The 14,386-nt window shown below is 72.5% G+C and carries 15 protein-coding genes; 8 read left to right on the plus strand and 7 right to left on the minus strand.

Annotation, left to right across the window (positions count from 1 at the left end):
* Positions 1-78: 78 nt before the first annotated feature.
* Positions 79-840: an SDR family NAD(P)-dependent oxidoreductase gene (locus VKN16_12835; protein ID HME95089.1), complete on the minus strand. Its 762-nt coding sequence runs from the start codon at positions 838-840 to the stop codon at positions 79-81.
* Positions 841-1,119: 279 nt separating this feature from the next.
* Between VKN16_12835 and VKN16_12840 the strand changes: the two genes are divergently transcribed.
* From VKN16_12840 to VKN16_12855, 4 genes are read left to right on the plus strand one after another with little or no spacing between them, the layout of a single operon-like run.
* Positions 1,120-1,875 carry a hypothetical protein gene (locus VKN16_12840; GenBank protein HME95090.1) on the plus strand — a complete coding sequence of 252 codons (756 nt, stop codon included), beginning with the start codon at positions 1,120-1,122 and terminating at the stop codon, positions 1,873-1,875.
* Positions 1,872-2,891: a DUF5924 family protein gene (locus VKN16_12845; protein ID HME95091.1), complete on the plus strand. Its 1,020-nt coding sequence runs from the start codon at positions 1,872-1,874 to the stop codon at positions 2,889-2,891. Before VKN16_12840 ends, VKN16_12845 begins: the two co-directional genes overlap by 4 nt.
* Positions 2,892-2,901: 10 nt before the next feature.
* On the plus strand, positions 2,902-4,215 hold the full coding sequence (locus tag VKN16_12850) for a hemolysin family protein (GenBank protein ID HME95092.1): 1,314 nt from the start codon (positions 2,902-2,904) through the stop codon (positions 4,213-4,215).
* Positions 4,212-4,988 (plus strand): TatD family hydrolase, encoded by a 777-nt coding sequence (locus VKN16_12855; GenBank protein ID HME95093.1) that lies wholly within the window; start codon positions 4,212-4,214, stop codon positions 4,986-4,988. The genes VKN16_12850 and VKN16_12855 overlap by 4 nt, the downstream gene beginning before the upstream one ends.
* 100 nt (positions 4,989-5,088) lie before the next feature.
* Here VKN16_12855 and VKN16_12860 read toward each other — a convergent pair whose 3' ends face one another.
* Positions 5,089-5,364, minus strand: a complete 276-nt coding sequence (locus VKN16_12860; protein ID HME95094.1) for a DUF2007 domain-containing protein — start codon at positions 5,362-5,364, stop codon at positions 5,089-5,091.
* A 5-nt stretch (positions 5,365-5,369) separates the two neighbouring features.
* Positions 5,370-6,560: a multidrug effflux MFS transporter gene (locus VKN16_12865; GenBank protein HME95095.1), complete on the minus strand. Its 1,191-nt coding sequence runs from the start codon at positions 6,558-6,560 to the stop codon at positions 5,370-5,372.
* A gap of 134 nt (positions 6,561-6,694) precedes the next feature.
* Here VKN16_12865 and VKN16_12870 point away from each other — a divergent pair, with 134 nt between their 5' ends.
* The 3 genes from VKN16_12870 to VKN16_12880 all read left to right on the plus strand — a co-directional run bounded on the left by VKN16_12870 (position 6,695) and on the right by VKN16_12880 (position 10,106).
* Positions 6,695-7,984: a homogentisate 1,2-dioxygenase gene (locus VKN16_12870; protein ID HME95096.1), complete on the plus strand. Its 1,290-nt coding sequence runs from the start codon at positions 6,695-6,697 to the stop codon at positions 7,982-7,984.
* Between the two features lie 10 nt (positions 7,985-7,994).
* Complete coding sequence (locus VKN16_12875; GenBank protein ID HME95097.1) at positions 7,995-9,059, plus strand: cupin domain-containing protein; 1,065 nt, start codon at positions 7,995-7,997, stop codon at positions 9,057-9,059.
* Between the two features lie 105 nt (positions 9,060-9,164).
* Entirely contained in the window at positions 9,165-10,106 is a 942-nt protein-coding gene (locus VKN16_12880) for an MBL fold metallo-hydrolase (protein HME95098.1), read from the plus strand.
* A 6-nt stretch (positions 10,107-10,112) separates the two neighbouring features.
* Here VKN16_12880 and VKN16_12885 read toward each other — a convergent pair whose 3' ends face one another.
* From VKN16_12885 to VKN16_12895, 3 genes are read right to left on the minus strand one after another with little or no spacing between them, the layout of a single operon-like run.
* Positions 10,113-11,054, minus strand: a complete 942-nt coding sequence (locus tag VKN16_12885) for a P1 family peptidase (GenBank protein HME95099.1) — start codon at positions 11,052-11,054, stop codon at positions 10,113-10,115.
* Complete coding sequence (locus VKN16_12890; protein HME95100.1) at positions 11,051-12,214, minus strand: hypothetical protein; 1,164 nt, start codon at positions 12,212-12,214, stop codon at positions 11,051-11,053. Before VKN16_12890 ends, VKN16_12885 begins: the two co-directional genes overlap by 4 nt.
* Positions 12,211-12,771, minus strand: a complete 561-nt coding sequence (locus tag VKN16_12895) for a hypothetical protein (GenBank protein HME95101.1) — start codon at positions 12,769-12,771, stop codon at positions 12,211-12,213. Before VKN16_12895 ends, VKN16_12890 begins: the two co-directional genes overlap by 4 nt.
* Before the next feature lie 135 nt (positions 12,772-12,906).
* Here VKN16_12895 and VKN16_12900 point away from each other — a divergent pair, with 135 nt between their 5' ends.
* A complete protein-coding gene (locus VKN16_12900; protein ID HME95102.1) occupies positions 12,907-13,209 on the plus strand; it encodes a hypothetical protein in 303 nt (100 codons plus the stop codon).
* 3 nt (positions 13,210-13,212) lie between these two features.
* Here the strand turns inward: VKN16_12900 and hisC are convergent, their stop codons facing one another.
* A complete protein-coding gene (hisC, locus tag VKN16_12905) occupies positions 13,213-14,322 on the minus strand; it encodes a histidinol-phosphate transaminase (GenBank protein HME95103.1) in 1,110 nt (369 codons plus the stop codon).
* Positions 14,323-14,386: the final 64 nt, after the last annotated feature.

Genomic DNA, 14,386 nt, shown 5'->3' on the forward strand with positions numbered 1-14,386 from the left:
CGCGGCCGCCGCGGCCCCGCCGGCCGCTCGGGCGCGGCTCCCGACCGTGCGAAGCAGGGAAAGCCTACCCGGCAATTTCTACTCGTCCCGCCCGGAGCCCGGCTCGGCCTTCTTGCGATGCTGTGCCGCGAGAAGCGAGGCCGGCGTGATGCTGGCCACTGCAGTCTGCACCTTGTTCTTCCAGCCGCTCACCACGTCGCGCTCGCCGCTCATCATCGCGTCGAAGCCGATCTTCGCGACGTCCGCGGGATCGTCCTTCTCCTCACGGCCCACCTTCGTGTCCAGCATGCCGGCGCGGGCGAAGAACCGGGTGTCGGTCGCGCCCGGCATCAGGCACGTGACGGTGATGCCCGAATCCGCGATCTCGTCGATGAACGCCTTCGTGCCGTTGTAGACCGCCGAGAAGGAGCCCGGGATGAAGCCGGCGATCGATCCGGTGATCAGGATCCGGCCCGACCGCCGAGCGACCATGTCGCGGCCCACGAGCTGGATCAGGCGCAGCGTGCCGGTGATGTTGGTGTCGATGACGTGCCGGGCCGCTGCGAAGTCCTGCTCGAGGAACGCGCCCCCGAGGCCGTGCCCGGCGTTGGCCAGTAAAGCGGCGACCGGTCGGCCGGCGATCGCCCCCCAGAGCGCGTCGCCGCCCGCCTCGGTCGCCAGATCTGCCTCGACGGTCTCCACCTCCGCATTCATTCCGCGCAGCTCCTGGGCCGCCCGATGGATGTCCGGCTCGTCGGCCGCGATCAGCAGATCGAAGCCGTGGCGGACACTGCAGCGCGCCAGCTCGTAGCCGATGCCACTGGAAGCCCCGGTCACCACCGCCAGCTGATGTGGGTTCATCGACTCTCCTCTCGCTCGATGAGAGCAGCAAGGCATGTGCCGCGCAGCGCCGCCAGACATGGCCGGTCATCGGACGACGGGGCGAAGAGATGACGCGGTAACCATTGCCGGCGGGCGGGCGTTCGATCGCGTACGCGCGGCGTTTCCCGGTGGCACCGGGGTTGCTGCTCTGCACTGGGAGGTGGCCCCCGAGGTATCCGACGATGTAGCCTATGGCTCCATGATTCCCTCACCTCGTGGCGGCGGGCCGGTGGCGCGCCCGGCCGCTCCCCGCCGGTAGTGCGCGCCGTCCTCGGGGAGACCTTCCGCCTCCTCGGCCGCCACCTGTACCTGTTCACGCTGCTGTCGCTGACCGTCTGGCTGCCGGTGCACGTGCTGCTGAACTATCTCGAGTTCTTCGAGCCCGGCGAGGATGCAGTCGGCCGCGCGCTGCGCATCGTGCTGACCGCCCAGGTGGTGCTCGATCCCTTCGTGGTGAGCGCGATGCTGTCGGCGCTCGCGCGCATCAAGCAGGGCGTGCCCGCCGGCTACTGGCAGGTGCTGGCCGAGGGATTCGGCGCGTGGCCCCGTCTCATGCTGGTCCGGTTCATGATCCTGTGGGTCCTGCTGCTGCCGTCGCTGGGCTGGCTCGCGGTCTACGGAGCCGCGCCGGCGATCCAGCTGATGGGCGGGCTCGTGCTGCTGGCGGTGTCGGTGGCCATCGTGCTGCTGCTGGTGCGGTTCGCGGTGGTCGATTCGGCGGTGGTGCTGGGCGGCGGCTCGCCGATCACGGTGTGGCGCCAGGCCGCCGAGCTGACCGCCGGCCAGCGGTGGACCATCTTCGGAACGGCCACCGTCATCTTCGCGCTGATCTTCGGGCTCGCGGTGGTCGGCGGCCAGCTGGTCCGGATGGTGCCCGGCGCCAATCACTTCGTGGTGCGGGTCCTCTTCGACTGCGCGCTCGCGGTCGGTCAGTCCCTCTTCACGATCGCGCTCTTCCTCTTCTACTGGCGAAGGCAGGGGATCCCGGCGCCGACCGAGCCCGTGGCCACGTGACCGAGCCCGACCGGACGCCCACCCCGCGGCTGCCGGTCGTGGGCTGGCTCGGCGGCTGGCCGATCTCGATCGCTTCGCTGGCGCTCGGCGTGGCCGCGCTGTTCGTCTTCCGCCGCGGCCTGCCCCACGTGGCCTGGATCGTGGGCTACCTGCTGCTGCTCTGGCTGCTCTTCGTGCTGATCACCCAGCTGCGCGCGCCGCTGCTCGAGCGCGGCCGGCGCCTGGTGCTGACCGCCGCCGACTACACGATCCAGACCCTGTACCACAACCTGCTGCTCTTCGTGCTGCCGGCCTACTACGCGGCGGCCACGCTCGACTCGCCCAACGCGATATTCCCGGCGATGGTGGCGGCGGGGGCGGTGGTCACCGCGGTCGACCCGCTGTACCGGCGGCTGGTCGAGCCGCGGCGCTGGCTGAACCACGCGCTGCTCGGGTTCTCGTTCTTCGCCGCGCTCAACGTGGCGCTGCCGCTGGTGGGCGTGCGCCCCATCCTGGCGCTGGAGGGCAGCGCGGTGCTGTCCGCGCTGGCCCTGGCGCCCGCGTTCCGCCGCGAGGGCCGATTCGGCTGGCTCCGCGCCCACGCGACGGCGGTCGCCGCCGCCGTCGTGGCGATCTTCCTGATCTGGTTTGCGCGGGGCCTCGTGCCGCCGGCCCCGCTGTTCCTGGCCCGCGCGGTGGTCGCGCGCGATGTCGCCGATCTCGAGCCGGTCGATCCCGCCGAGGACCACGTGCTCGCGTCGTCCACCGTGCTGGACTGGGGCCAGCTCGCCGCCTACACCGCGGTGTACGCGCCGGCCGGCGTCCGGCAGGTGATCCGTCACGTGTGGTGGCGAGACCGGACGATGCTCGCGCAGGTCCCGCTGCCGACGCCGGTGCAGGGCGGGCGCCGGCACGGCTTCCGCACCTACTCGCGCTACACCGATCTCAAGCCGCCGGTCACGGGCCACTACCGCGTGGATGTGCTCACCGCGTCGGGCCAGCTGATCGGCCGTCTGCGCTTCACCGTCACTCCGTGAGGACCCCACGATGGACAGCATCTGGATCGAGATCGTTCTGATCGGCGTGTCGATCCTGGCCAACGCCTTCTTCGCCGGGTCGGAGATCGCGCTGGTGTCGGCGCGTCCGAGCCGGCTGAGCCAGCTCAAGAGCGAGGGCGTCGCGGGCGCCGCGGAGGCGGCGGAGCTGAAGCGCGATCCCGACCGCTTCCTCGCCACCATCCAGGTCGCGATCACGGTGGTCGGCACGCTGGCCTCCGCGGTCGGCGGCGCCGCCGCGGTGGAGGCGCTGACGCCCCGGCTGCAGGGCAGCGGGCTGCCCGGGGCCGAGAGCTGGGGCGGGCCGGTCTCCCTGGGCATCGTGGTTCTGCTCATCTCGTTCGTGTCGCTGGTGATCGGCGAGCTGACCCCGAAGGCGCTCGCGCTGCGCAACCCGGAGCGCTGGGCCGCGATGGTGGCGGTGCCCATCGGCCGGCTGGTGCGGGTGTTGTCCGGACCGAGCCGGATGCTCACGTGGGCCACGCGGCTGATCCTGACCGGGCTCGGCCTGCGGGATGCGCCCATCGCCCCCGTCGTCTCCGAGGAGGAGGTGAAGTACCTCGTGCGCGAGGGCACGGTGCAGGGCGTGTTCGAGCCGGGCGAGCGCGATCTGGTCAATCGCGTCTTCCAGTTCACCGACACCCCGGTGCGCCTGGTGATGGTGCCGCGGCCCAACATCCTCGGCCTGGACGTCGCGACACCGTCGGACCAGATCCTCAAGCGCGCGGCCGAGATGGGGCATACCCGCCTGCCGGTCTTCCGCGGCTCCATCGAGGGCACGATCGGGGTGGTCGTGATCAAGGACCTGTTCCGCTGCGCGGCGCTGGGCGAGCCGGTGATCCTCGACCGGCTCATGCACCCGCCGCTGTTCGTGCCCGAGAGCGCGCCGGTCAGCGAGGTGCTCCGTCAGTTCCAGCGCCACCGGCTGCAGCTCGGTCTGGTGGTGGACGAGTACGGGCAGGTGGGCGGGCTCGTGACCACCGAGGACCTGCTCGAGGAGATCGTGGGCGAGATCCGGGACGAGCGCGAGAGTCCCCGCCTGTCGTCGGTGTCCCGGCTGCCCGACGGCTCGCTCATGATCGACGGGACCGCGGCGATCCGGGACCTGCGGGAGCAGGTGGGCCTGCCCCTCGAAGAGTCGACCGACTACCAGACGATCGCGGGGTTCCTCCTGCAGCGTCTGGGGGTGGTGCCGCGGCCCGGGACGACGACGGAGGCCGGCGGCCATCGCTGGACGATCGTGGAGATGGACGGCCCGCGGATCATGAAGGTGAGAGCCGAGGCGGTGAAGCCGCCGAGCCCATGAGCGTGTCCCTGATCGATACCCACGCCCACCTGCACTTTCCCGAGCTGCTCGCCGACCTCGACGGCGTGCTCGAGCGGGCGCGTGCCGCCGGCGTCACTGCGATGGTCACCATCGGCACCGACCGCGAGACGAATCCGGCCGCGGTGGCGCTGGCCGAGCGTCTGGGCTCCATCTACGCCACGGTCGGCATCCATCCGCACGACGCGGCCGAGGCCACCGAGGCCGACTTCGAGGCGATGGAGCGGCTGGCGCGCGAGTCGACCAAGGTCGTGGCGCTCGGGGAGATGGGCCTCGATTTCTTCCGCAATCTCTCGCCCCGCGACGTGCAGGAGACCGTGTGGCGGCGTCAGCTCGGCATGGCGCGCCGCCTCGGCAAGCCGGTGGTCATCCACTGCCGCGACGCGCATCCGGAAGCGCTCGCGATCCTCGCCGACGAGCGCGTGGGCGAGGTGGGCGGGGTCATGCACTGCTTCTCGGCCGACGTGGAGGTCGCCGGCCGCTGTCTCGACCTGGGCCTGCACATCTCGCTGGCCGGCCCGGTGACCTACAAGAACGCGAGAGCCCTGCCCGACGTCGCCCGCTTCGTGCCGGCCGACCGGCTGGTGCTGGAGACCGACTGCCCGTTCCTGCCGCCGCATCCCCATCGCGGCCAGCGCAACGAGCCCGCGTGGGTGGCCATCACCGCCGCGCGGGTCGCCGAGCTGCGCGGGGTCACGCTCGACGCTCTCGGCGAGACCACCAGCGGCAACGCCCGCCGCCTCTTCCGCCTCTGACGATTCACCCTCTCCCCCAGGGTCCGGCGAACGATTCCCCCTCTCCCCTCAGGGGAGAGGGCAGGGTGAGGGGTGGCGGGGCTGAGGGCGGGCTAAGCCTCTACGCCCGCCGCTTCAGCACCGCGCGCGCCCGCGGCAGATCCGCGGCCGCCACCAGCAGCACCACCTCGGCCTGATGCCCCACGCTGAAGGGATACACCGACGGGGCCAGGCGGCTCTGCAGCACCACGTGGATTCCTTCGCTCTCGAGCAGGCCGCGGACCACGAGAGCTTCGGCCTGGTCGCGGCAGCGCCGCGCCTCCACCAGGCCCGCGGTGGGCGCGGTCTTCGGCGGCGGCGTGGGGAAGCGGATGATCTTGGCGCGGCGCGCGGTCATGGCGCTCATGCTAGCATGCCGCGCCGCCGACGCAGCCGCAGACGCCAGAAGCAGGCGAGCGCGGTGACGCCGGCCAGGGCGATGGCGGTGGTCATCGGCCGCGCGGTTCCGTCGTCGAAGCGGGCGACCGCCACGCTGTAGAGCGCCGAGCCGGTCATCTGAAGGAAGCTGGCCACCGCGGCGGCGAGGCCGGCCATGCGCGGGAACGGCCCGATGGCGCCGGCGATGCCGTTGGGCAGCGTGAGGCCCAGGCCGATGGCGAAGACGTACATCGGCGCGACGATCGCCGCGACCGACAGGATCCCGCTCCACGCCAGCGCGGCGAGCACCACGCCGGCCCCGGCGCCCAGGCCGGTGCCGCAGAAGATCGTGCGATCGAGGCCGAGCTGGGTCCCGAAGCGGCTCGACAGGAAGGTGCCGGTCATGATCCCGAGCGCGACGGCGCCGAAGCAGAACCCGAAGACGCTCGGCGAGACGCCGAGCACGCCGATCAGCACGAACGGAGAGCCCGAGATGAACGCGAACTGGCCGCCGAACATCAGCGCGTTCACCAGCACGTAGGCGAGGTAGGCCCGGTCGGAGAGCAGGCGGGCGACGTTGCGGCCCATCGCGCCCGGCTGCAGCGCGGAGGGATCGCGCCGCACGTTGGTCTCGTGGACGCCCGCCGCCATCAGGGCCACGAAGAACGTGCCCGCGCCGGCGAGCACGAGGAAGACCGCGCGCCAGCCGAAGGTCTGGTGCACGTAGCCGCCGAGCACGGGAGCCAGCATGGGATTCAGCGACTGGACCATCGCCATGTAGGAGAAGACGCGCGCCGCGCGCTCGGGCCCGTGCAGATCGCGGATGACCGCGCGGGCGACCACCGGCCCGGCCCCGCCGCCGAGCGCCTGGAGCACGCGCGCGCCGATCAGCACGCCGATGGAGGAGGCCAGCGCGCAGGCGAGCCCGGCCGCCGCGTAGAGGGCCAGGCCGGCGATGAGCACCCAGCGCCGCCCGAAGCGGTCCGACAGCGGGCCGTAGACGAGCTGCGACGCCGCGAAAGCCATCAGGAAGAGCGTGACCGTGAGCTGCACCGTCGCGGGCGGGGCGGCGAAGGCGGTGGCGATCGCGGGCAGCGAGGGCAGGAACATGTCGATGGACAGAGCGCCCAGCCCGACCACCGCGGTCAGCAGCACCTCGACGCGCACCCAGGTCATATATCCCAGCCCTGGCCGAAACGATAGACTAGGTCGCCGCTGACGACCGGCCACGACACCAAGGAGTCATGGGGCGGGTGACCGCCTTCCGGCGCCGCGGTAGAATGACGCCGGACACCACGGAGGCGGATGACATGGACAAGTACGAGTACTTCAGCGGGATCCCGGAGGTGGGCATCGTCCCGCGGGCGCCGCACGTGGGCCCCCTCCTCCAGCACGTCTACGAGCAGGAGCACGGCCGCGGCGGCTTCGCGGGCAAGGTCACCCACACCTATCATCTCTATCCGCCCAACAACTGGCTGCCCGGCGAGACCGGCACGCTCGCCGGCTTCGCGCCGCTGTGGGAGTCGGCGATGCAGCCGGTGGGCGGCGTGCACCACGCCCTCGGTGTGGCGCGGCCGCCCGAGGCGCGCGACGTCTATCGCGGCATGGCGCGCCTGGTCGCCAACGCCACCGTGGCCATGAACGTGACCGCGCCCACCGCGCCGATGGACTATCTCTTCGAGCATCACTCGGCCACGCTCGTGTTCTTCGTCCACCAGGGCCACGGCACGCTCGAGACGCTCTTCGGTCCCATCGCGTACGGGCCGGGCGACTTCCTGGTGGTGCCCAAGGGCATTCCGCATCGCTTCGAGACTGGCGCCGGCCCGCACTACTACTGGATGTACGAGAGCTTCACCGGCGATCCGGAGAAGTCGGAGGCCGCGACCACCGGGCGGTTCATCACCCACAGCCGGAGCGACTACCGCTATCCCCGCTCGCTCGATACCCGCAACGAGGCGGGCCGCTTCGAGGTCATCTCCAAGGTCGGCTCGGTCTACACCCGTCGCGTGCACCCCACCCATCCCTTCGACGTGGTGGGCTGGCGCGGCGACTACCTGCCGTACCGCTTCGCGGTGGAGGACGTGCGGCCCCTCACCGCGGACCGCTCGCACGTTCCCCCGTCGGGGCACACCGTCTTCACGCTGCCCGGCTGCTACCTCTGCGTCTTCACGGTGCGGTCGGTGGAGAAGGAAGGGATGTGGCTGCCGTTCTTCCACCGCAACCTCGACTACTGCGAGACGATCGGCTACCACTTCGGCGACTTCTTCAGCCGCGGCGGCGTGATCCGCGCGGGCATGGTCACCGTGCACCCGGTCGGCCTGCCGCACGGGCCGCAGCCCTCGGCGCTCCGCGCCTTCATGGACGGGCACCGGCCGCCGCTCCACAACGAGGTCGGCGTGATGGCCGACTTCGTCAACCCGGTGCAGATCTCGGAGTACGCGCTGGGACTCTCGCAGCCCGACTACATGGCGAGCTGGGACGGCTACACCACCGACTCGCGTTTCGTCCACCGTCCCGATCGCCTGGCCGAGGTGCGCGCCCTCGCGGACCGTCTCGCCGACGCGCGCGACGAGCTGCGCCCGCGCTCCGACGCATCCTGAGGTCTCCGCCATGACCTCCCGCCCGCTGTCGACCCGGGACGAGCAGCTGCCGGTCGCCTACTCCGAGCGCCTCGAGGCGCTCTCGCTCGCCCCGCTGTGGGCCGCGCTGCACTCGCTGCTTCCGCACGAGCGGGTCACCCGCGTGCTGCCCCATCGGTGGCGCTGGCGCGAGCTGCGCGGGCCACTGCTGGAGGCCGCGCGCCTCGTGCCCATCGAGCAGGCGGAGCGCCGCGTGCTGGTGCTCTGCAATCCCGGCCTGCCCGGCAACGTGTCGGCCACCGCCACCCTCTACGCCGGCTTCCAGGTGATCCTGCCCGGCGAGGCCGCGCCGAGTCATCACCACACCGCGGCCGCCTTGCGCCTGATCGTCGAGGGGCAGGGCGCCTACACCACGGTGGACGGCGTGAGGTGCGTGATGGAGCCGGGCGACCTCATCATCACCCCGCCGATGCGCTGGCACGACCACGGCCACGAGGGCCGCGACCCGGTGATCTGGCTCGACGGCCTCGACATCCCGCTGGTGCGGAGCATCGAGGCGAACTGGGCGTCGACCATGAAGCCGGCCTCGCCGCCCGTCACCGACACCGATTCCTCCCAGGACGAGTTCACCGCGGCCGGCCTGCTGCCGCGGGGATCTCGTTACGACGGAACGGGTTACTCCGGCGAGTATCCGATGATCCGCTGGCCGTGGCGCACGGTGCGGGCGGCGCTGGCCTCGCTCGCGGTCACCGCGCCCCGCCGGACCGCGGTCACCCTGCGCCACGTCAACCCGCGCACCGGCGAGTACCCGCTGCGCACCATGGGCTCGGAGGCGCGCTGGCTCCGCCCGGGCGAGGAGTCGCGCATCGGTCGCCGCACCGTGAGCGAGATCGTCTACGTGATCGAGGGCCGGGGCGAGAGCCGGGTCGGCGACGCGGTGCTGGACTGGGAGCCCGGCGACGCATTCGTGGTGCCGCCGTGGCACCCGGTGGAGCACCGGAACCGCTCGGCCTCGGCGCCCGCCTGTCTCTTCCATCTCAACGACGAGCCGGCCCTGCGCGCGCTCGGATTGTGGCAGGAGGAAGCCGCTGTCTAGCCGGTCGGCGCCCCCGGCCGCACTCGGGACGCGCTACGACGCGCTGATGGACGTGGTCCGCTCCCGCCACAAGGTGATGTACCGCGACGAGAGCCGGGTCGACTGATGCGATCGCTCGACGAGGTGGACCGCGTCGCCATCACCACCGTGGTGGACAACTACATCGACATCCTGCGCCAGGACGAGAAGGTGGCCCGGCGCTTCAGCGCCTTCGCGGCCCGCCAGCTGCCCGACCTGCGCGCCGAGCACGGGCTGGCGCATTTCGTCGAGATCACCCGCGGGCGCGACACCACCCGCATCGCGTTCGACTTCGGGCCGTCCGACACCGCGCTCACCCACAACTTCCGCGTGCTCGGCCTCGATCCCGGGGCGATCGACCTGCTGGCCCTGAGCCACGGCCACTACGATCACTGGGGGGGACTCGGCGGGATGCTCCGGACCTATCGCCGTGGGATGAAGAAGGCCATGACCCTCTATGCGGGCGAGGATCACTTCCTGCCGCGCTGGACCCAGCGGGGCACCGATCGCGTCTCCCTGGGGCGCCTGCACCGCGACGAGATCGAGCGCTACGACATCCAGGTGGAGTCGGTGCGCGCCCCGCTGCTGGTCGCCGACGGCGTGCTGCTGAGCGGGGAGATGCACGAGCAGGAGGCGTTCGAGCCCATTCCCGACAACCTGCGTGTCGAGCGCGCCGGGGCGGTCGTCCCGGACACGTTCCTCGGCGAGCAGACCCTGATCGCCAATCTCAAGGGCCGCGGGCTCGTGGTGGTGACGTCGTGCTCTCATCGCGGCATCGTCGGCATCTGCCGGCACGCGGCGCGGATCACCGGCGTGCCCAAGGTGCACGCGGTCATCGGCGGCTTCCATCTGAGCGGGCTGCGGGAGGAGCGGGTCACCCGCGTGGTCGACGCCTTCCGCGACCTCGAGGTGGACTGGATCGTGCCGCAGCACTGCACCGGCCTCGAGGCGATGGCCAGCATGATGCACCGTCTGCCCAACGAGATGGTGCCGAGCTCGGTGGGGTCGGTCTTCACCTTCGGGAAGTAGCGCGCGCTACTGCAGATCGCGCGCGGCCGGCAGGCCGCCGGCCGGCGCCGCCGCCCGCACCGCCCGCACGATCGCCCGCGCGACCAGATCCGCGGCCAGCCGGCCCAGCGTCTCCACGTCGCCTCGCGCGGGGCCCACCGAGAGCGCGAAGAGCGCGTCGCCGTCGGTGTCCAGGTGCGGGGGCGACAGGGCGTGCCGGTATCCGTCCATCGCCAGCGCCGCCAGCCGTGCGGCCTGCGCCTTGTCGAGCGCGGCGGTGGTGGCGACCAGGCCGATGGTGGTGTTGGTGGGTCGGAAGACCGGGCGGGGCGCGCCGGCGGCCAGGGCCGCCGCGGTGTCGATCAGGCGGCGGCCGTCGGGCGCATCCCGCGAGCCGGCGATGAGGCGGCCGGTCTCGGGGTCGCGCACGTCGCCGACCGCGTTGACCACCATGAGCGCGCCCACGTGCACGCCGTCACGCTCGGTCACCGCGCAGCCGAGCCCGCCCTTGGTGGCGCGCGCCATGCCGTTGAGCTTGCCCACCGTCGCGCCGGTGCCCGCGCCGAGGTTGCCCTCGGCGACCGGCCCCGGTCGCGCCGCCGCCGCCGCGCGATACCCCATGGCGCGATCGGGGCGCGCGCGCGCATCGCCGAGGCCGAGGTCGTAGACGATGGCGCCGGCCACGTGGGGCACCGCGGTGTGGCTCGTGCGGAAGCCGACGCCGCGCTCCTCGAGATACTGCATCACGCCCCAGATCGCCTCGAGGCCGAAGGCGCTGCCCCCGGCCAGCATGACGCCGTCGAGGGTCGGCACCAGATGGCGCGCGTCGAGGAACTCGAGCCCGTGCACGCCGGCGGCCCAGCCGCGGATCTCCACGCCGCCGACCGCCGGCGCGTCGCTCAGCGCCACGGTGCAGCCGGTGAGCCCATCCGCGTCGGTGGCGTGGCCGACGCGCAGACCGGGGATCACGGGCGGGTGCGCCGCGCCGGCGCGCGGCTGACGTCGTCGAGACGCGCGCGGCCCAGCGCGACCTCGGTGGCCATCTCGAGGCCCCGCGCGGCCAGGGCGCGGACGAACGGGATGGCGATGGCCGGGCGCTCGAGGTCGGCGACGGCCGCAGCGGTCGCGCGGGCAATCGCGGCGGCTTCATTGCGGCCGGTCATCGCGAAGATGTCGGCCATCTCGCGAAGGCGGCCGGCCCAGCGCCGCCGGGCCGCGGGCGGCAGCTGCGCCTCGATCACGCCGTCCACGATGCTCACCTCGCGCTCCGCCTTGATCTGCTCGGAGACCACCAGGCGGCTCTCGCGCGTCTGCAGCAGCGCCAGCGCCTCGTGCTGCACGCGCGCCGGATCCACGAACCAGCCCATGAGCTCGGGAAGCTCGAGCAGGGTGGAGGACTGCTCGAGAAGGGCGGGGTCGGCCGTTGGCACCGATGCACCGGTGAGCATCTCTTGTTTATCCGCTCGGCTCGCCTGCGGCTGCGCCTCGCCGAGCACGAGCTTCTTCCAGCGCGCGAACTCGGGCGGCGGCACCGTGCCGAGCCGCTCGTGCAGGGCCAGCGCGTCGGAGACGAGGGCGCACGCGCGCCGGCCGTCGACCTCGACCCACGGCAGCTTCTGGCTCTCGCGCAGCGCTCGGAGCTCGGCCTCGAGCCGCTTGCGCGCGATCGGGCCGCCCGCCGCGTCCATGACGCCGGCCTCGTCGTTGAGGATCAGCGAGCAGAGCCGCAGGCCGCCGCCGAACCCGCCCTCGAAGAGGATCCACACCGCACGCGAGCCGCTGCCGTCGATGCCCGAGAGCCAGGCCCGCACCGCGTGCTCGGCCTCGCGCGTGACGACCGGGCGGGCCGGCGCGGGCGTGGCCGCGCGCGCCGGGCGCACGCCCGATTGCGCCAGCCGGTACAGGGCGCGGCGGGCCGCGCGCCGCTGCGCCTTGTCGGCCGCGCGGTCGGCCAGGCGCTCGAGCAGCGGCAGCGACGCGGCGCCGTGCTGCCGGGTCAGCGCGCGGAGCGCCTCGTCGAGCGCGGCCGGACTCACCGGGTCGAGCGCGGGAAGCGGCCCGCCGCCCAGCGCGGCCTCGAGGGCGGCCAGGCAGGCCGCCGCCTCGGCGTGCGGAGCGGCCGCGGTCATCCGACGAAGAGCGTGCGGACGAGGGGGTCGGCGGGCCAGGCCGCGGGCGGTACCGCGTCGGCGCGGAAGTAGACCTTGCGCGCATAGGTGAGCGCGCCGGCGTACATCTCGAAGCGGTCCGAGAGGCGGCGGTAGAGCGGTGCCTCCGCCTCGGAGCGCGCCCGCGCCATCTCGGCCACGAAGCGATAGGCGCGGCGACCCTCCTGCTCGTAGTACGCGGTGACCGCGAGGCGGTCCACGTGATCGCGGAAGATGCCGGTCATGAACAGGGTGTAGTCGCCGACCTGACGGCGCAGCGCGCGCTCGGCACCCGGACTGAAGTCGGGCGAATCGGTCGCCCACACGTCCTGGATGGCCAGCAGCGAATCGGTCACCGACTCCAGGCGCCGGCCTGGCAGCTCGCGGATGGCTCGCAGGGCCTCGGAGCGGACGAAGCGGGTCAGGAGATCGGTCAGGTAGCGGAGGGCCGGCGCGTCGTCGATCGACAGATCCCCGAACGCCCGCCGGGTCACCGCCTCGAAGAAGCGCGGGAGCAATCCGGTCGGCACGTCCGTCACTCTAGCAGATCGGCCGCGCGGCCCGACCCGTCAGGAGGAGGACGACCGCCAGGAGTGCGAATGCGGTCCGGCTCACGATCGGGATCATAGCGCAAACCTTTGGCCGCGAGCGACGGCGGGTGTAGGCTTCGCGCCATGAAACCTGAGGGGACCACCCTTCCCGCATCCGCCGTGCCGCACGCCCGGGTGGGACGCCGGCACAAGCCGCGTCGCCCCTGGGCGCTGATCGCCTCGTGCCTGCTGCTCGTGGTGCTGAGCGTGACCCTGTGGGGTAAGTGGATCGAGAATCGCGACCGGGCCGACCGCCTCTCGGCGGAGCTGAAGAAGGTTTACGTCGAGGCCGAGAAGCTCCGCACCGAGGGCGCCGCCGCCAAGCAGCGCATCGCCCAGCTGGAGCGCCAGCTGCGCTCACGCGGCGGCCGCGAACCGCGTCCCTAGGCCCTACGTCCGAGCGGTCGACCTGCAGACCGCCGCGTCCCACGCGTCGAGCAGCCGCCGGTTCTGCTCGGCGGTGCCGATCGCGATGCGCAGGTGGCCGGGGAAGCCCACGCCGGCGCCGTCTCGCACCAGGATGCCCGCCTTCAGCAGGGCGGCCCGCACCGCGCCGGCCCGCTCGCCCACCTTCGGCAGGATGAAGTTGGCCTGAGACGGCGGTGACGGCGCCCCGCGCTGGGCCAGCGCGGCCTCGAGCCGGGGGCGCTCGGCCAGCACCAGGGTCCGGGTGCGCTCGAGATGCTCGGGATCGGCGAGCGCGGCCACCGCCGCGACCTGGGCGAGCCGGTTGACGTTGAAGGGCGCCCGCACTCGATTCAGCCGCTCGATGTGCTCCGGCCGCGCGATCGTGTAGCCCACCCGCATGCCCGCCAGCCCCGCGATCTTCGAGAACGTGCGCAGCGAGATGAGGGTCGGGAAGCGGCGCTGCAGCGCGATGCCGTCCGGGGTGTCCGGGTCGTCGCAGAAGTCGCGATAGGCCTCGTCGAGCAGGACCAGCGGCGGGTCGTCGCCCAGCGCGGTGAGGAATCGCTCCAGCGGCGCATTCCGGATGATGGTGGCCGTCGGGTTGTGCGGGGTGCAGAGGATGACGCACGTCGTCCGCGGGGTCACGCGGCGGAGCATGTCGTCGAGATCCTGGTCGTAGCCCTTGAGCGGGCTGGTGACCACGGTGGCGCCCGAGAGCGTCGCCTCGGTGCCGTAGGGCTCGAACGCCGGGTGCGGCATCAGGACCTCGCCGCCCGGCTCGAACGCGGCGCGCGCCAGCATGGCCAGCAGCTCGTCGGCGCCGTTGCCGACGACGATGGAGTCAGCGGAGATGCCGAGCCACGCGCCCAGGGCCTGGCGGAGCTCGGTGCACCCGCCGTCGGGGTAGAGATGCGCGCGGGGCGCCTCGCGCCGGATGGCCTCGATCACCCGCGGCGATGGCCCGACCGGGTTCTCGTTCGACGACAGGCGCAGCACCGACTCGATGCCCAGCTCTCGCGCCAGCGCCTCCAGGGACTTGCCCGCGTCGTAGGGCGCCACGCGGTCCAGCACGCTCCGCCACAGCCGTCGCATAGGGCGCCATTCTAACCGCGGGAGTTACTGCGATACAAGTTGGCGCCAAGTTTGACTTTCTTGT

Source organism: Candidatus Methylomirabilota bacterium (assembly GCA_035315345.1).
In the GTDB taxonomy this organism is placed as follows: domain Bacteria; phylum Methylomirabilota; class Methylomirabilia; order Rokubacteriales; family CSP1-6; genus CAMLFJ01.